Below are 17,268 nucleotides of genomic sequence, written 5' to 3' on the forward strand. Positions count from 1 at the left end.
ACTTTAGTTAATTTCAATAACTGATAAACCTTCTTTCAAATTATCTAATGGTAAAAACATCTCCAGAACCTAAAATTCTCCAAATATGAATTATCACAGGAATATTTGGCTAAAACCATCATTAACCCTACATCCTTTAAGATTCTTTAAAATTGCATTTCAAATTTTTCCATAGATATTATGGAGAATGATAAGGACAACTGTGACTAAAACAAAGACTTCTTGCTAGAAAAGCAAATTGGAGCAATTACTATAGAATTAAATCTAAGGATTTAAATAAAAACCCAATGGATTCACCCTATCCATTGGGAATTATTGAATAAACTCTCTATGATTGACTAGTAAAGTTAATGAAAAGATTCTTCACAAAAAAACCCAATAGCTACTATCCATTAGGCCCGTTAGTTAGAGTTCAAACGCTTTAGGGTCAAATATAGGAACGAGTGAGAAAAGATTGAAATTTCCCAAATGTTTTTTGCATTGATCCGGAAATTCCAGAAATAACATAACCGAATAATCTACTCTACGGGCAATGGAGTAAGTTGGCGAGAAAATGAACTATCGGATTTGTTTCTCTAACCTATGCTATATATGGTTATGATCGAAAAGATTCAAACCGTGGGCTTTTTTTGGTAATCTTTCCTTCTTACCCAGTTTCGATTTGGTTTTTAATATTCTTTCTCTGATCGAGAAATTCAACCCTAAGAATTGTGAAGATATCCGAAGGCGGTTCATTCCCTTGTTCGGGTAAAGATTAAAAGGGGAGGTCCATGCTGATGGTACCATATCAGTGAGGAGTTGGGAGTGTTGATAAAATCCCAATAAACTGATATTTATATAAATAATTTAATTCTGAGCAGAACTGGTCAATATGAACAGATATCTATATTGCAAACGGAATCTTTAGTTCCCTGAATTTTGTTCAGTGGGTTATCCTCGTGGATGGAGAAGATGAAGTCATTTGAAAACCCTGGATGTAAGAAATGTTCGATTGATTGAATTAAGACGTATCTACATTGTGAGGTCAATTGGCAAAAAAAACGCCTCGAGTGGCTGGAAGAGCTTGTTTTTTTATATATTTAGGAACTCCAAAATACTATAGTGGCAACCTCACGGCCAATAAATTTGTTAAGCGTATCCGGAGTAAGTCTACTCCGGATTTTTTTTATCATATCTATAATAGCAGCACTTGTTCTATCTTTATGGAATAATGGAAATCCAATATAAAATAATAGAATTCCTCATGCAAAGTATGAATCAGGGGGAAATCTCAACTGAACTCAAAGGTCAGGGCATCAGACCGAATAGCTTGAGTTTCATTGAAAAGTCCATCAATTCCATGAAGGCGAAGCATAATGCCAGAAGGATGTTCCAATTGGGGGTGATCTTATCCAGGTAAGAACGGTCAAGGAAAAAGCTTGTCCAAACTAGAAAGGTATCCAGCGGAAGTTATGAGGAAGTTTAAGCAATTCAGTTGGGATTGAATTTTAAACGCTTATTTTGAAGCCTCAACTAATTAGGGCAGTAAGTATCATTTTTAACTCCTCCAATTAACTTAAATTGGGTATAAATAACTATGTAATCCCAGTATTTTGCCAAAAAAATTGCTTATTAGTTTATTATTTCATACATTTGTTGCTCATTAATTATTTAACTGCAGAATTCTAAGCCAATATTCTGCAAATTAATCCCCAAAGTTTGATTGAAATAAGTGTTGTTGGTGGTGGAAGTTGGGCTACTGCTTTAGTAAAAATATTAACCGAAAACAAGATCCCAACATATTGGCACCTGCGAAGGAAAGAACAGGTAAACCATGTCAAGGAAAATGGAAACAATCCTAGTTACCTTCCGCAAGTTCAACTCAATCCTATATTTGTTTTTCCCAGTGGAAACCTGCGGCATGTGGTTGCTCAATCAAGGATTATCAATTTTGCCGTTCCAAGTGCCACCCTTAAGCAGGTCTGTTATGACCTAGATTGTTCACTTTTTGAAAACAAGATTGTACTAGCCGCAATGAAAGGTACTGTTGGAGCTAATTGTGAAGTCCCCAGCAGTTTTCTGAGCCAAACTTTGAAATTACCAGAGTCCCATATCGTGACCATTGCGGGACCTTGCCATTCAGAAGAAATTGCAGAAAACAAACAAACTTACCTGACCTTATCCTGCTCAAACCCAGATACGGCTGATAAGTTAGCTGTTTTGTTTAAAAGACCTTATGTTAAAGTGCGCAGCAACATTGATCCAATTGGAGTTGGTTATGGTTCTATCTATAAAAACGTATTAGGTATAGCTAGCGGTATGGCCAAAGGTTTAGGTTATGGCGATAATTTCCTGGCTGTTCTCGTTAGCAATGCTCTTTTCGAAATGCAATGTATCCTAGGGACTGAAAGGGATGCGCAAAGAGAGATCTTGAATTCTTCCTATGCTGGAGATTTGCTGGTGACGGCATACTCGAACAACAGCCGAAATCGTCGTTTTGGAGAATTTGTTGCCCAAGGGCATTCGGCAGAAGGAGCAATGGATAAATTAGGGATGGTAGCTGAGGGCTACTGGGCAACTAAAGGGCTTTTTTGCTATGCGAAAGAACAGGGATTGGGTTTACCCATCCTTGAATCTATTTATGAAATATTATACGGAAACCATTCCGTAAGATCAAAATTTAAGGAATTGGAAGGGAAATTAAAATGATGCTATTAGCGACTGACTTGGATGGAACATTTTTAGGGGGGTCAATGGAAGATCGCCTAAAACTCTATCAGATTATCAAGGGAAATAGGGATATTCAATTGGTCTTCGTTACGGGGCGAGGATTGGAATCTGTTATCCCTTTGTTGAACGATCCAACGATCCCAACACCACATTTTATAATTGCCGATGTGGGGGCTACTATTTGCGAGGGTGCTACACTCACTACGATAGACTCCATTCAACATGAAATCGAAAGTAATTGGCCTTCGGTATATGAACTTCAGGGGGATTTTTCAGAGATTCCCGGTTTGGTATATCAAAGAGTCCCCCAGCAGCGACGCTGCTCATATTATTACGATGCAAGTACGGATTTAGTTAAGGTTCGCGCTATTGCTGAAGGGAGAAATTGTGATGTGGTCACATCCTTGGGAAAATATTTGGATATTCTTCCTAAAGGCGTCAATAAAGGGAGTTCACTGAAAAAATTGGTGGCTCATTTGGGTGTGCCAGAAAACAAGGTTTTGGTTGCGGGTGATACATTGAACGACCTCTCCATGTTCCATACTGGATTTTTAGGTGTTGCTGTTGGGGAGTCTGAAACCGCACTTCTTGATGCTACTGAAGATCTGTTGAATGTATATCAGGCACGTCTTCCGGGAGCTGGGGGGATTCTTGAATGTATGGAAAAAATCGAATCTTTTGCCCCCTTCGTTGATAATTTCATTGAAGAACCCCTGCTTCGGCAATCTTCCAAAGATCGCCAGTTGGTAATGGTTTACCATCGACTGCCTTTCGAAAGGATCATGGTTGAAGGGAGCATGAAAAATGTTCCGCCGCAAAGCCCCAATGGAATAATTCCTTCTTTATTAGGACTCTTTGAAAAGGGAAGACCCGGCATTTGGATTGGTGAGGAAGTGGATCTTGGGGAAGGAAATCAGGATGTAAGGCAAAAGGTTGATATCGATAAATACCCTAACCTTGATGTCTCAGCTATCTCACTTTCCCAGAAAGACATTGATAAATTCTATAGGGTGTTTTCCAAGGAAGCATTTTGGCCAACAATTTTTTCTTTTGTCGATAAGGCTAAATTTAATCACCTGGACTGGGCTCATTATTTAAAAATAAATAAGCTTTTCGCCCAGCGGATAGCGAAAGAAGCCGAACCTGAAGCATTGGTATGGATTCACGAGTATAATCTTTGGATGGTCCCTTCATTCCTAAAAATGATGCGTCCAGATCTTAAAATTGGTTTTTTTCACCACACTGCTTTCCCCGCAGCAGATATTTTCAATACGATTCCATGGCGAAGGGAGATCATTGGGAGCTTGTTAATGTGTGATTTTATCAGTTTCCATATCCCCAGGTATGTGGAGAATTTTATTGATGTCCTGCGCAGTCACACTCCTTTTAAGCGGATGAGATCGGTGAATGTTTCCAAGCAGTTTCTTACCTATAGTATGGCGTTGGGTGTTGAAGAGATGACCAAAATAATCTCTGTTGATGGACGAACTATTCGATTAGGTGCACAACCGGTTGGAGTTAATTATGAGTTGATTGAGAGCTTGATAACTAAGGAAGGGATTGCGCAGCGGATCGAAAAATACAGAGCGGAGGCAGAAAATAAAGATATGAAACGAATTGTGTCAATTGAGCGGATGGATTATGTGAAGGGACCTTTGGAAAAGATATTGGCATTCGGGGAGTTTCTGAAGGAATATCCCGAAATTCGGGGAAAGGTCGAACTGATAAACGTCTGTACCCCACCATCGAAAGGCATGCGCATCTATGACAAGATCAGGGATCAGGTCAATCAGGCTGTGGGAGAAATCAATGGTAGGTACGCTACTCTGGACTGGACTCCAATTCAATATTTCTTCCAAGCGCTTCCATTCGAAGAAGTCCTTGTCCAATATGCTCTGGCAGATGTGGCTTGGATAACACCTTTGCGAGATGGTCTAAACCTTGTTTCCAAGGAATTTGTCGCAACGCAGGGGATCTTGAACCAATCGGGAGTTCTGGTACTTTCTGAATTTGCTGGTGCGTCTGTCGAACTCCCATATTGTGTCCCAACAAATCCCTATGATCGCCGAAGCATGATCGAGTCCTTACACCAAGCCCTTACCATGCCGGAAGAGGAAGCCCTTTTGCGGATCAAGAGGTCCTTACAACAAATTAAACATTATGATGTTCATTACTGGGGAGAGGATTTTGTCAGGGAACTTGAAACGAGCAATTACACTAACCAAGTAAAGGATCAAAACAAAAGAATGTAGATCAATTTGAAAATGTAATAAGGGAAATCGAGCAATTAATGATGGTGCAATTGCGAATGCTCCTATTGTTAACTTTTCATTGGTGTCAGAAGAATAGGTACTGTTTTTTGAAAAATGGTTGATTTGCATGTTTCAAAACCTTGTCAAAATACCAATGGTGTGATCTAGAAAAAAAACAGATAATATTGCCTGAAAAGGCATAAATTTAATTTGATTAAAAAATAGAACCAGTCTATGTCAAAAACGAAAAATTTCAGATCATCCCTCAGCATGGGAGTCACCATTCCAAGCTTGATATTTATTGTAGGGGTATGTTTGGCATCAGCTATTTTCCCTGAGGCAGTGAACAAGATCCTAAATGATATTAAGGCCTTTATTTTTGTAAACCTGAATTGGGTATACGTCTGGTCGGTAACCATTTTTGTACTTTTCCTTTTATTTTTGATGGTCAGTAAATTTGGCGACATCAAACTGGGCAGGAACGACAGCTCTCCGGATTATTCATTTTTTTCATGGATATCTATGCTCTTTGCTGCAGGCATGGGAATAGGCTTGATGTATTTTAGTGTTTCAGAACCCATGCAACATTATACCAATGAGATTTTTGCCAAGAAGAGTTATGTCAATGCGGCTAAAAATGCCCAACTTTATACATTTTTCCATTGGGGTATCCACGCCTGGGCAATATATGGGCTTGTCGGTCTAGCACTGTCCTATTTTGCCTATAGGTATAAACTCCCCCTATCGCTAAGAAGTTGTCTGTATCCATTATTGAAGGATAGGATCCAGGGTAATTGGGGCAATGCAATCGATGTTTTTGCCCTATGCAGTACTTTCTTTGGCATAACGACAACCCTAGGCTTTGGGGTGGTCCAGGTAAATTCAGGATTGGAGATCCTTGGTATCGTTCCTAGTACCGATTTCATCTACCAGGTTTTCATTGTCGTTATCCTGGTATCGATTTCAGTTTTTTCAGCTACTACAGGAGTTGATAAAGGGGTAAGGATCTTGAGTAACATCAATATAGGGGTGGTTATTTTGCTGATGGTTTTCGTGCTCTTTCTTGGTCCGACCGTCTATCTGATAGGGAGCTTCACGGAAGGGATTGGAAATTACATCAATAATTTCTTCAGCCTAACGTTCAATACCCATGTTTATGAAGAAGAATCCTTGCCATGGTTCTACAATTGGACAATCCTGTACTGGGCTTGGTGGATCTCATGGTCCCCTTTTGTCGGCCTATTCATCGCCAAGATATCAAAAGGAAGAACCATTCGCGAATTTATCGCTGCGGTGCTTATCCTTCCTTCTATCTTCAATTTTATGTGGATGTCAGTGTTCGGCAATAGTGCCATATGGCTGGACAGCCATGTTGCGGAAGGTGCATTGAGCGCACTGGCAACTGATCCAGATTCCCTTATGTTCAGGTTTTTGGAATACCTGCCATTAACCAAATTGATCAGCTTTATGGTGATAGGGATCATCATGATTTTTTTTGTAACCTCGGCAGATTCAGGAATGTTCGTGATGAACAGCATCGCAACCAAGAATGCAAAGATTTCCCCTAAATGGCAGATTGCAGGATGGGGCGGGCTGTTGGCCGTTTTGGCACTATTTTTATTGAATGCCGGAGGGTTGGAGGCACTGCAGAGCATGACCCTGATCACAGCACTTCCCTTTTCGTTAATCATACTGATGATGATAGTTTGCCTTGTTAAGGCCCTATCGATCGATAAGAAGTATTACGAACAAGAGTTCTCGGTATCGACTGTTCCGTGGTCGGGGAAATTCTGGAAAGAACGGCTAAAACAAATCGTAAATGCTGACGCCCGGAGCGATGTAGATGAATTTATCAACCAAATAGCTGCTGAAGCTATCCATGAGCTACAGCAAGAATTCATGAAGAATGGTGTCGAAGCTAAGGTTACCCAGGGTTCAGAACCAAAGTTCGTAGAGATCGAGATTCAGTATGACCTTGTCAACAATTTCCTCTACGGCATCAGGCGTGAATCCAGGGAAGTCCCTGAATATTTCCAGAGTGAAGAAAACCTTACGGATAGTGGGGAAGGGGAGGCCTACTTTCCTTTGGCATATTTTGGGGACGCCCGGCAGGGATATGATGTGAGATTTTTCACAAGGGAAGAACTGATCGCTGATATCCTTAAGCATTATGAAAGATTTGTGGCCATAATCTCTGAGGGAAAAAATGAAATGTTCATCAGCAGCAATGCCAATAGAAGGATCAGGTAGGAATTTCCTTTTCTTTGACCGGAAAAGGCAAACTTTTCCCAATTATCCTTGGGAGAGTTGATTATTTGACTTAGATATTTCTGTTTTCAATCGAACAGCTAGTTTTTCAATCTGCAATTTGATCATGTTTTCGGTTGCTTCTCTGACAATGTAGAGTCTTTGAACATAGATCTGCGAGGCATAAATTCCGCAAAGTACATAAACATCAGTTCCTATTGGCCAGCTCTCTTCAGCATGGAGTCTAGTATCTACTTTAGTTAGGCTGATGTCATAATAGTCAAAAATACCATCCAGCATTGACTTTAGGCAAACTAAGATAAATTGATTTCTCATCATAAACTGAATTGGTTCACTGGGCATTTTAAAAAACAAACCCAAAGCTAAAGCACTGGGCCTGATTGAAAAATGATCTTGATCAGGATAATTGATGAAATTTTACATCAAATTTCTATAATTAACAAGGGTGCCAGTAATTATTCTATTAGATGTACAATTATATCCTGTCACTAATACCACAAAATATTTTAATCGAAAAAATACGTTAGGAATGCTCTCAAATAATTTTCCATGATGTAGTTACCCTTTGCGTTTGACGATAGAATCTATTTTACTCTTGAAATTTTCAAGAAATCCAATTCTATGGAAAAAATGTATCCCTCGAGCATCTGTCATTAGTGGCAGGATATCGATTTAAGAAATCTAGGAATATTATTAAATCTTGAACCAAATCAAGTAGTGTTAATGAAGAGAGCCTAACTGATAAGGTTAGGCTCCCAGATTCTAAACTGTTATCTATGCTTCCTTATCCAAATCGTTTAACCATGATCTTACCTCTTCACGGGTCTTGCCCGTTTTTTCCTGCAGCCTTCCATAGAGTTCATCTTCTTTTCCTTCAACATAAAGAAGATCGTCATCCGTTAAATCTGCATACTTCTGTTTAACCTTACCTTTGAGGATGTTCCATTTTCCTTTTAAATCTAAAGAATCCATATATATTTAATTTAGTATAAACTAAATAACACATCCAATTAAATAAGGTTTTCGAAAATATTAAATTAGATAAAAAATAATGTTTATTCCACTTTGGATTACGAATAATAATAATTTTTTCAGTTTACGTTTATTCCATTTTGAAAGATGAGGGCCCTTATCATAATTTTTATAAGCACTGCAAAATCAAGAATATTATTTAAGGACAAAAAACGACGCCTGATTCGGTAACAGTGCCCAATTTTAAGGTGCAAAGCCGTATTTGGATGTGAAAGGCGAAGAGGTTTGATTGGGATGGGATTAATTAAGTTTGGTGAACAAGGATATGCAATATTGTTATTATCAAATTTAAAATCAAAATTTAAAAAAGTATAAAAAAATACTATTGTAAATAAAAATTAGTATAATTGTATAACAAAACAAAAATGAAGTACGATATTTTAAAAAGTGTTATCGATCTAGTTGAAGAATTTGAGATAGAAAATTCGTTAGAAAACATATATCCTGATGATATCGAAGGTTTTAAAAGATGGATAAACGTCAAATATAACAGCCAGGAGATGGAGACCGAGCCTTATTGGGAAGGAAAAGAAAGTGGGCGCAGTGCAGAAAGTGTAATTAGTACCTTAATTGTCCATATGAACAGATATGCTAAAAGTTATTCCAAATCAGCCATATACGGTTCTGATTTCTCTTCGCAGGAAGACTTTATTTACCTGATTAACCTAAAGGCATTTGGTGAAATGACCAAAATGGATTTGATAAAAAAGAACGTTCACGAGAAACCTGCTGGAATGCAAATTATCAATCGTCTGATTTCTCAAGGTTGGGTCAATCAAACTGATTCTGAAATTGACAAAAGAAGTAAAGTTTTAAAAATCAGCTTCAAAGGATTGAATGTTTTAGAAAACCAAATGGACAGAATCAGGAAAGCGACCGAAATAGTTACAGGAGACTTAAACCATCCCGAAAAAATGGAGCTGATCAAATTGCTCAATAAACTCAATAAGTTCCATCAACGGATATATTACAAGAATATTGAAACAGAATATTTATTGAATGAAGCTTTAAAGGATAAAAGGCGATGAAGAAGAAAATAGCCATTATAGGGTCAGGATTCTCGGGACTATCTGCAAGTGCCTACCTGGCAAAGGCAGGTAATGATGTTCACGTGTTTGAAAAACATGATCGGCCGGGAGGTAGAGCGCGGCAGTTTTCAACCAATGATGGATATGTTTTCGATATGGGTCCCAGCTGGTACTGGATGCCGGATATTATGGATAGTTTTTTTGCTGATTTCGGTTGTCAAACTTCTGATTTCTTTGAGTTGATATCGTTAAACCCACAGTTTGAAGTGGTTTTTTCAGAAGGAAAAATTAGTATTCCCGAATGTCTGGAAGAGCTTAAAGTCCTGTTTGAAGGAATCGAAAAAGGAGCTGGAATGCAAGTGGATAAATTCATGCAAGCGGCAAAGTTTAAGTATGAAGTAGGAATGCAGGATTTTATTAATAAACCTTGTCACAATTGGAGTGAATTCCTCTCTCTCAAGATAGTCAAAAGTGCGATTAAATTGGATTTGTTGACGGGTTTCAGGCCTTACGTTGCTAAATATTTTAAAAGTGAAAAGCTAAGGACCTTGATGGAATTTCCCGTAATTTTCCTGGGTGCTTCTCCAAAGGATATCCCTGCATTGTATAGTTTGATGAATTACGGTGGTTATGCTTTGGGGACCTATTATCCGATGGGCGGGTTTTATCAATTGGTTTTGGCGATGAAAAAAGTAGCCGAAAGTCAAGGTGCTAATTTCCATTTCAACAAAACCGTTGAAAGTATAAACACATGTAGCGGAAAGGTTACCTCGTTAACCATAAATGGCAAGATCCATGAATTTGATGCTGTCATTGCTTCTTCGGATTATCATCATACAGAAACCCTATTAAGTAAAGAGAACAGAAATTATTCAGAAGAATTCTGGCAAAACAGAACCTTTGCACCCTCCAGTCTGATTTATTATTTAGGGATCGATCAAAGCATTCCCAACCTCGAACATCATACGCTTTTTTTTGAGAATGATCTTGATGAACATGTCGATTCTATATATGAAGAAAAAAAATGGCCACAGAGGCCTCTCTTTTATTCCTGTTGCCCTTCCAAAACAGACAGTACTTTAGCTCCCCCGGGCAAAGAGAACTTATTCCTTCTAATGCCGTTGGCAATCGGGATTGACGATGCAGAAACTACACGTGAACTATATTTGAACAACATGCTTTCAAGGATAGAAAGGCATACAGGGATACAAGATCTACGGTCAAAGATCGAATACAAAAGAAGCTACTGTGTCAGCGATTTTATTTCGGATTATAATGCCTATGGTGGGAATGCCTATGGATTGGCTAATACGCTAGGTCAGACTGCAGTCCTAAAGCCCAAAATAAGAAACAAAAGATTGAAAAATTTATTCTACACAGGTCAATTGACGGTTCCCGGACCTGGGATCCCTCCATCCATAATTTCAGGTAGAATTGTTGCAAACGAAATAATCAAACTAAAAAAATAAAACCATGAAACAGCTGTTTGACGAACTTTCATACTCGGTTAGCAAGATAACAACCCAGAAATATAGCACTAGTTTTTCCTTGGGAATCCTGTCGCTGAAACCCTCAATTCGATCTGCAATATATGCCATATATGGGTACGTGAGATTAGCCGATGAAATCGTGGATAGTTTTCATGGATATGATAAAGAGAAGCTCTTGAGCCGGTTAAAAACAGAAACCTATGTTGCACTTCACGAGGGGATATCCCTTAATCCAATCCTTCAATCCTTTCAAGAAACGGTAAATCTTTTTAAAATAGACATAATACTAATTGAAAAGTTTTTGCATAGTATGGAAATGGATCTGCGGAAAATAGACTACAATTCAGCGCTATATGAAGAATATATTTTTGGTTCCGCGGAAGTAGTCGGGTTGATGTGCCTGCAAGTTTTTACGGATGGCGACGCCGAAAGGTATAAAGAACTGGAACCTTATGCAATGAAATTAGGCTCCGCTTTTCAAAAAGTTAATTTTTTAAGGGATTTGAGGGATGATTATCAGGTTTTGGGAAGGACCTATTTTCCAGATATCGATATGCGCATATTTGATAATTGCGTGAAATGTCGGATTGAAAAGGAAATAGAAGAAGAGTTTAGAATTGCTTTTGTTGGAATTAAGAAACTGCCCAGCTCCGCTAGGTTCGGTGTATATTTAGCTTATAGGTACTATTTGTCATTGTTCCAAAAAATAAAAAGAAGATCCTCCAAAGAGATATTGAATAATAGGATTCGGGTTCCCAATGCCGAAAAGGCATACGTGGCGTTCAAAAGTTATGTACGATATAAAACGGCTTTTTTATGATGAATATAACTGGTTTGCTCATTAGTTCAGTATTCTTTTTAAGGATTTTTAGTCCAATTGCTGTAGAAGATGTGAGGTCTAATTACAGCAAGTTGGTATCAAACCGGGCATTGTGCGAAAGAATGATTGGAGAATTGATGGAATCTAAAAACAATTCGGCTACTCATCTGGGATATTTAGGTGGATTGCAAACTATTTGGGCCAATCATGTTTTTAGTCCGATTAGCAAACTCAAAACATTCAGAGAAGGAAAGAAAAACATCGAGAAAGCGATCAAAAAAGAACCTGAGAATGTTGAATTGAGGTTTATCAGGCTTTCTGTCCAAAAAAATGCTCCATCCTTTTTAGGGTACAAATCAAACATAAATGAGGATTCCGCTTTTATTAAGGAAAACAGTCTCCAAATTAGGTCGGAGATTCTTCTTAAGATGATAGGGACACTTTTAAAAGATTAATTTATGAGAAATCGGCTATACAGAGAGCAACAATTGAATTGTGACGTCGAAGAAGCCTGGCGTTTTTTCTCTTCTCCCAAGAACCTTTCCAAGATTACGCCTAAAGGTATTGGTTTTACAGTGCTGTCGGAATATGTCGCTGAGGAGATTGCTGAGGGTACGATCATCGATTATATCGTTTCTCCGTTACTTACAATCCCTTTGAAGTGGAGGACAAGAATCACCCATGTTGAACACAATAAATGTTTTATTGATTTACAGGAGAAAGGACCTTATAAGTACTGGAGGCATCTTCATGAATTCTTCCCCAATAAAGATGGGGTCTTGATGAAGGATACGGTAGATTACGAACTGCCTTTCGGCCTGGTAGGACAGATTGCACATTTGCTGTTAGTGAAAAGGAAATTGACGGATATTTTCGATTTCCGGCGCGACACCATAGAAAAACTCTTTAACCCAATTAACAACTGATATGGCTTTTTTAATCGTAATGATCACATTTACATTGATGGAAGGGGCAACCTGGATTATCCACAAATATGTCATGCACGGTTTCCTTTGGTTCCTGCACAGAGACCATCACGACCACAGCAGTGAGGGCGCTTTTGAAAAGAACGACTACTTTTTCGTAATATTTTCCATACCAACGATTGCTTTGATGTATTTCGGGTCGGTAGAAAATTTCAATTACCTGTTCCATATCGGTTTAGGCATTTTGCTGTACGGAATGGCTTATTTTTTTGTGCACGATATTTTTATCCATCAAAGGGTAAAATTTCTGTCCCAGACCCAAAATCCCTATTTTTTGGCACTCCGCAGGGCACACAAGCAACATCACAGGCATATCGGGAAAGAAGACGGTGAATGTTTTGGATTTCTTTTCGTTCCATTCAAATATTTTAAAATGTACTTTAACTCTGGAAAAAAATGATGGCTTATACCTATTCCGCAATATTGTTCTTTACGGTCATCATATGTTTCATTGCCTCATACGATAAACGAATTTATTTTAATCGTCATTTTGGGGAGTTTTTAAAATCTGCAATTATTGTTGCCATTCCTTTCATCGCTTGGGATATATGGTTTACGGCAAAAGGTGTTTGGTGGTTCAATACCGATTATACGCTCGGAATAGTACTGGCTGGGTTACCGATCGAGGAATGGCTTTTTTTTATCTGTATTCCGTTTTCATGTATATTTACCTATTTCTGTTTCGAGAAGTTCTTTAGGTTGGGATGGCTATCTGGGTTTAATAACCTGATTGTTTTTATCAGTGTGGTAATCTGTTCGGTTATGGCATTGTTGCATTATGATAAAATATACACACTTATCACGGCAATCGCTACCCTAACAACCTTAATCTACCTGCATTTTATTGTTCGGGCAGAATGGATTGGAAAAGCATCGCTAGTATTTACGGTTTTGATGTTGGGTTTCCTTCCAGTAAACGGCGTACTGACAGGAACCGGATTGGAATCGCCCATAGTGAACTACAACCCCCGGGACTTTCTTGGGGTACGCATATTAACTATACCAATTGAGGATGCCGTCTATGGATATACGCAATTCCTTTTGGTTCTCTATTTTTTTAAATTATTTAAAAAAAGAAATGATGGTCATAAAAAATAGGATTTTGGTAATCGCATTTTCTGTGGTTCTGTTTACGTTTCTAAATTCGTGTTCATCCATTCCCAAAGGTGCTGAAGCGGTAAAAAACTTTGAAATGGGTCGATACCTGGGAACTTGGTATGAAATTGCCCGGTTTGATTTCAGTTTTGAAAAGGATCTGGACAATGTTTCCGCTCAATACAGCTTGAACGATGATGGCTCTGTTAAGGTATTGAACAGCGGTTACAACTACAAGAAGGGGAAATGGAAAAAAGCCATTGGTTTAGCAAAATTTAGCGATAATATGCATATTGCTGAATTAAAAGTAAGTTTCTTCGGCCCTTTTTATTCGGGATACAACGTCATTGCATTGGACGAAAATTATCGATATGCGCTGGTTGCTGGAAAAAGTCTGAAATATTTATGGATTTTATCAAGGACAAAAGATATACCCGATGGGATTAAAAAAAGCTTTCTAGACAGTGCGCAAAGGATTGGTTATGACACCTCTAAACTGATTTGGGTAAAGCACGATAGGACCGATAACCCATTCCTAAATGAGAAATAAATTTTATAGGGATGGCTATATTTCTGTAGGTCTAAATCTTTTGAACCTTAAGGACTTCATTTTTTAAAAAAAATGTTTCAATTGCAAAAATTATATAAAAATAATAGTTCTTGTACAAAGATCTAAAGTTTAATCATTTTCAAGTAATTAATAGTTACCATGATTTTTAGTTGTTCCTAAATAAGTCTATCAAAAATTTAAACGTCAAATTTGTCCAGTAAATAGCTTCATCGCTATTTGTTATTGGGATATTGGAATCTAATATTGATTTAAATCGGTCCCAATCCTTTGGGGCAATATCTGATGTCTCGTTAAAATAATGATCGGTTGAAACGAAATCAAGTTTGTTAAGGATTTTAGCAATATATGGTCTTCCCAATGATGATCCTTGGAGAACATAATGCCTGTTGTTCAGAATGTAGATTCGTGAGGATTTTCATTTCCTTCAACTCAGGTAAATCTAATTTTAAGGCGACAAAATCATTCTCAATTTGTTTTAAGCCTAAGAAGAAAGGATAGTGCTCCGTAAATTGTTGTACATGTGAATTCGTAAAGTGATGTATCTCTTTGTTAAACACATAGAACTTTTTTTATAGATCCGTGTAATCTTTTTCAGAATTCATATTTCGGATATAATTAATAACCAATGCTTCGGAAATTTGATGGAATTTTTTAGTTTCTTGCTTTAAATAATCGGTGATTTTCATTAAATAAATTTAATAATATATGACTTGTCTTTAATCAAAATAAGGTTGGAATTCAATAGTTATTTGGGAGGGAACATCAGTTTTACACAAGTTCCGGTTCCAATTTTACTTTTAATGGTGATATCAATTCCCAATTTATCAGCTATTCTTTTTACAATGGACATTCCAATTCCTGAGCCTTCATAGCCTGAAGAGTTAGACATGCGCTTAAACATTTCATAAATAGATGTTAGTTCTTCTTCTTCAATACCTATTCCATTGTCTGAAACAGTATAGATTATGCCATTATCGGTAGTAAAAGAATCTACAGTGACCAATGAAGAATCCACTTTCGATGAATATTTTATAGCATTGCCAATAATGTTCAAAAACAATTGATAAAGCAAAGTTTTCTCACCGAGTACAGGGTGTAAGTTATTAACGACCACATGAACATTATTGGACCCGAATCTATTTTTGCTCATATTGATAATTTCATACACAAAGTTTTCAGGTTCTACCACTTCTTTTTCAAAATTAAATGAGCTTGCTTTTGAGAATTGATGGATCTTATCAAGCATATTCATAATGATGTGTACGGAATCCAGAATATTTGAGGTCATTTTCTTTAAGAGCTGAGGATTGACATCCTGCCGATATTGAAGAAATTCAGTTGAAACTTTTATTGCAGAAAGAGGATTCTTTAAATCATGGCTAATGGTATAGGCATAGGTATCCAGTGCATTGTTCATTTCAATCAGCTGGGTATTCAGCGAATCAATTTCAGCGGCTTTATTTAACATCGAGTCTCTTAGGATTTCTCTGATACGTAAGATAAAATGAAGGTGTTTGGAACTCCATTTTCTGGAGGTTCCGTTCACTTGTTCGCGCCAAACATTGAAAGAGGAACGCGGTGAAGGTTTGAGGGTTCCCGTCAGCATATCCTCTTCATAAAATTTTTCAGGTTTTCCTGCCCATTCTCTATTTAACAGGATTTCTTTTCTAAACCAAATGATAAAGAAGTCTTTTTTATGGTCAATATTGGCAAAAGTTAGACCGGCAATTGTTTTTCCAAAGGCTTCATATATTTGATTCTGAGAATCTAGAGCGTGAGTTGTAAAGATGTGATCTTGGGCTAATTCTTTTAGTTGGGGGACTTGAGATCTCAACGTTTCCTTTTCCGGATGTAAACCTTCCAGGAAAACAGAGTCTTCAAATCCAATGGCGATTCCATCCGCTTCCAAGATATGTATAAGGGTTTTTGAGAATTCCCTTAATTCAGGGAAAATATTGGTCTTTAGTAAAACCTTTTCTTTCAGCTGAAGTTCAAGTTCCTGAACTTCTTTCAGATAAATAATTCTTTCTCTATCTTCCGACTGTTGAAATTTATTCGCTGCAAAATTAGTGGCCATTAAAGAGAAATTGCGAATACTAAGATCAATATGTTTGGGTGTTTCATGTTGGCAACATACAAGTCCCCAAAGTTCTCCCTTGATTATTATGGAAAAACTAATGCTGGATCGAAACCCCGCATTTTTTAGATATTGTAAATGCACAGGCGACAATCTCCTGATAGAAATATTTCGAAGGTCGATATCCCTATTATCAAGAGAACTGATCACTGACCCCTCTTCCTCCGTATCGACTATAAATCTGCAGTGTTTTGTTTTATAAAGTTCCCGTGCCTGTCTTGGAATATCAAATTCTGGATAATTCAACCCCAAATAAGAATGTAATTCTGGTCTATTTAAAGTTTCAGCGATGACGATTCCACTACTATCTTCATTGAATTGATAGACCATCACCCTATCTACCATTAGATTTTGTGAAAGTACTTCTGTTAAACCATCCCAGATGTCCTGCCCTTCATTTTGCAAGGCTATCAATTTATTGTTGATAATATTGCTAATGTTATTATTTTGAATGGTTGAGATCTCAAATTCCAAGTTTATAGCATCCAAGGAATTTGAGATGCTTAAATAGAATGGATTACCATCAATCGCTATTAAATTTGTGCATCTTTTGTGATCAGGGCGATTTTCAATTTCTTTAATGGTTTTGAGTATGAAATCCTTCTCTGCAATATTTAAAACAAATGCATCGGATAGGGATTTGCCTATAAGATCCTTTGAAGATATTTTTGGCAGGTACTTTTGGATATTTTCGCTAACTGCTTCAATATTTAAGGATTGATTAACAATTATTACAAATCCTAAATCTTGAATCTTACCTAGAAATTGGATCTTTTCATCCTCACAATTTATCTTTTCCATTTATGTTAATCTATTAGTTTGTAGAAATTCTTAAAAAGCAAATTAAGAAAATCAGTTCCTAACAAAGTAAGCAGAAAAA

16 protein-coding genes are annotated in these 17,268 nt (G+C 37.4%); 12 read left to right on the forward strand and 4 right to left on the reverse strand.

The features are described 5' to 3' along the window. Positions 1-1,243 precede the first annotated feature (1,243 nt). From NMK93_RS07760 to NMK93_RS07775, 4 genes are all read left to right on the forward strand, one after another. Complete coding sequence (locus tag NMK93_RS07760) at positions 1,244-1,399, forward strand: hypothetical protein (protein WP_157739441.1); 156 nt, start codon at positions 1,244-1,246, stop codon at positions 1,397-1,399. 299 nt (positions 1,400-1,698) lie between these two features. Then, positions 1,699-2,688 (forward strand): NAD(P)H-dependent glycerol-3-phosphate dehydrogenase, encoded by a 990-nt coding sequence (locus NMK93_RS07765; protein WP_254529261.1) that lies wholly within the window; start codon positions 1,699-1,701, stop codon positions 2,686-2,688. Next, positions 2,685-4,961, forward strand: a complete 2,277-nt coding sequence (ggpS, locus tag NMK93_RS07770) for a glucosylglycerol-phosphate synthase (RefSeq protein WP_254529262.1) — start codon at positions 2,685-2,687, stop codon at positions 4,959-4,961. The genes NMK93_RS07765 and ggpS overlap by 4 nt, the downstream gene beginning before the upstream one ends. A gap of 234 nt (positions 4,962-5,195) precedes the next feature. After that, positions 5,196-7,211 (forward strand): BCCT family transporter, encoded by a 2,016-nt coding sequence (locus NMK93_RS07775; protein WP_254529264.1) that lies wholly within the window; start codon positions 5,196-5,198, stop codon positions 7,209-7,211. Positions 7,212-7,253: 42 nt separating this feature from the next. On the opposite strand, the gene NMK93_RS07780 is transcribed toward NMK93_RS07775, so the two are convergent. Both NMK93_RS07780 and NMK93_RS07785 read right to left on the reverse strand, forming a co-directional pair. After that, the gene (locus NMK93_RS07780; RefSeq protein ID WP_185216963.1) at positions 7,254-7,547 is read right to left on the reverse strand and encodes a hypothetical protein; all 294 of its coding nucleotides are present in this window, start codon (positions 7,545-7,547) and stop codon (positions 7,254-7,256) included. 456 nt (positions 7,548-8,003) lie between these two features. Continuing rightward, positions 8,004-8,201 (reverse strand): CsbD family protein, encoded by a 198-nt coding sequence (locus NMK93_RS07785; RefSeq protein WP_093095696.1) that lies wholly within the window; start codon positions 8,199-8,201, stop codon positions 8,004-8,006. Between the two features lie 425 nt (positions 8,202-8,626). Here NMK93_RS07785 and NMK93_RS07790 point away from each other — a divergent pair, with 425 nt between their 5' ends. From NMK93_RS07790 to NMK93_RS07825, 8 genes are read left to right on the forward strand one after another with little or no spacing between them, the layout of a single operon-like run. Then, on the forward strand, positions 8,627-9,289 hold the full coding sequence (locus NMK93_RS07790) for a MarR family winged helix-turn-helix transcriptional regulator (RefSeq protein ID WP_185216961.1): 663 nt from the start codon (positions 8,627-8,629) through the stop codon (positions 9,287-9,289). Continuing rightward, positions 9,286-10,758 (forward strand): NAD(P)/FAD-dependent oxidoreductase, encoded by a 1,473-nt coding sequence (locus NMK93_RS07795; RefSeq protein WP_254529267.1) that lies wholly within the window; start codon positions 9,286-9,288, stop codon positions 10,756-10,758. The genes NMK93_RS07790 and NMK93_RS07795 overlap by 4 nt, the downstream gene beginning before the upstream one ends. Positions 10,759-10,762: 4 nt before the next feature. Continuing rightward, complete coding sequence (locus tag NMK93_RS07800) at positions 10,763-11,599, forward strand: phytoene/squalene synthase family protein (RefSeq protein ID WP_093095702.1); 837 nt, start codon at positions 10,763-10,765, stop codon at positions 11,597-11,599. Beyond that, positions 11,596-12,054 (forward strand): hypothetical protein, encoded by a 459-nt coding sequence (locus tag NMK93_RS07805; RefSeq protein WP_093095703.1) that lies wholly within the window; start codon positions 11,596-11,598, stop codon positions 12,052-12,054. The genes NMK93_RS07800 and NMK93_RS07805 overlap by 4 nt, the downstream gene beginning before the upstream one ends. Before the next feature lie 3 nt (positions 12,055-12,057). Next, a complete protein-coding gene (locus tag NMK93_RS07810; RefSeq protein ID WP_093095705.1) occupies positions 12,058-12,525 on the forward strand; it encodes an SRPBCC family protein in 468 nt (155 codons plus the stop codon). 1 nt (position 12,526) lies between these two features. Then, positions 12,527-12,985 carry a sterol desaturase family protein gene (locus NMK93_RS07815; RefSeq protein ID WP_185211797.1) on the forward strand — a complete coding sequence of 153 codons (459 nt, stop codon included), beginning with the start codon at positions 12,527-12,529 and terminating at the stop codon, positions 12,983-12,985. Next, complete coding sequence (locus tag NMK93_RS07820) at positions 12,982-13,683, forward strand: lycopene cyclase domain-containing protein (protein WP_093095708.1); 702 nt, start codon at positions 12,982-12,984, stop codon at positions 13,681-13,683. The genes NMK93_RS07815 and NMK93_RS07820 overlap by 4 nt, the downstream gene beginning before the upstream one ends. Continuing rightward, positions 13,667-14,230, forward strand: a complete 564-nt coding sequence (locus tag NMK93_RS07825) for a lipocalin family protein (protein WP_093097718.1) — start codon at positions 13,667-13,669, stop codon at positions 14,228-14,230. The genes NMK93_RS07820 and NMK93_RS07825 overlap by 17 nt, the downstream gene beginning before the upstream one ends. A gap of 356 nt (positions 14,231-14,586) precedes the next feature. Here the strand turns inward: NMK93_RS07825 and NMK93_RS07830 are convergent, their stop codons facing one another. Both NMK93_RS07830 and NMK93_RS07835 read right to left on the reverse strand, forming a co-directional pair. Further along, positions 14,587-14,808, reverse strand: coding sequence for a hypothetical protein (locus tag NMK93_RS07830; protein WP_139185420.1), 222 nt, complete (start codon positions 14,806-14,808; stop codon positions 14,587-14,589). Positions 14,809-14,996: 188 nt separating this feature from the next. Next, positions 14,997-17,189, reverse strand: coding sequence for an ATP-binding protein (locus tag NMK93_RS07835; RefSeq protein WP_093095709.1), 2,193 nt, complete (start codon positions 17,187-17,189; stop codon positions 14,997-14,999). Between the last annotated feature and the right edge of the window lie 79 nt (positions 17,190-17,268).

Origin of the sequence: Sphingobacterium sp. LZ7M1 (genome assembly GCF_024296865.1) — a bacterium.
Classification (GTDB): domain Bacteria; phylum Bacteroidota; class Bacteroidia; order Sphingobacteriales; family Sphingobacteriaceae; genus Sphingobacterium.

Coding starts and splice junctions, on each gene's coding strand:
- NMK93_RS07760 (WP_157739441.1), top strand. CDS start 1,244: ATGCAAAGTATGAATCAGGGGGAAATCTCAACTGAACTCAAAGGTCAG.
- ggpS (WP_254529262.1), top strand. CDS start 2,685: ATGATGCTATTAGCGACTGACTTGGATGGAACATTTTTAGGGGGGTCA.
- NMK93_RS07775 (WP_254529264.1), top strand. CDS start 5,196: ATGTCAAAAACGAAAAATTTCAGATCATCCCTCAGCATGGGAGTCACC.
- NMK93_RS07780 (WP_185216963.1), bottom strand. CDS start 7,547: ATGATGAGAAATCAATTTATCTTAGTTTGCCTAAAGTCAATGCTGGAT.
- NMK93_RS07785 (WP_093095696.1), bottom strand. CDS start 8,201: ATGGATTCTTTAGATTTAAAAGGAAAATGGAACATCCTCAAAGGTAAG.
- NMK93_RS07790 (WP_185216961.1), top strand. CDS start 8,627: ATGAAGTACGATATTTTAAAAAGTGTTATCGATCTAGTTGAAGAATTT.
- NMK93_RS07795 (WP_254529267.1), top strand. CDS start 9,286: ATGAAGAAGAAAATAGCCATTATAGGGTCAGGATTCTCGGGACTATCT.
- NMK93_RS07800 (WP_093095702.1), top strand. CDS start 10,763: ATGAAACAGCTGTTTGACGAACTTTCATACTCGGTTAGCAAGATAACA.
- NMK93_RS07805 (WP_093095703.1), top strand. CDS start 11,596: ATGATGAATATAACTGGTTTGCTCATTAGTTCAGTATTCTTTTTAAGG.
- NMK93_RS07810 (WP_093095705.1), top strand. CDS start 12,058: ATGAGAAATCGGCTATACAGAGAGCAACAATTGAATTGTGACGTCGAA.
- NMK93_RS07815 (WP_185211797.1), top strand. CDS start 12,527: ATGGCTTTTTTAATCGTAATGATCACATTTACATTGATGGAAGGGGCA.
- NMK93_RS07820 (WP_093095708.1), top strand. CDS start 12,982: ATGATGGCTTATACCTATTCCGCAATATTGTTCTTTACGGTCATCATA.
- NMK93_RS07825 (WP_093097718.1), top strand. CDS start 13,667: ATGGTCATAAAAAATAGGATTTTGGTAATCGCATTTTCTGTGGTTCTG.
- NMK93_RS07835 (WP_093095709.1), bottom strand. CDS start 17,189: ATGGAAAAGATAAATTGTGAGGATGAAAAGATCCAATTTCTAGGTAAG.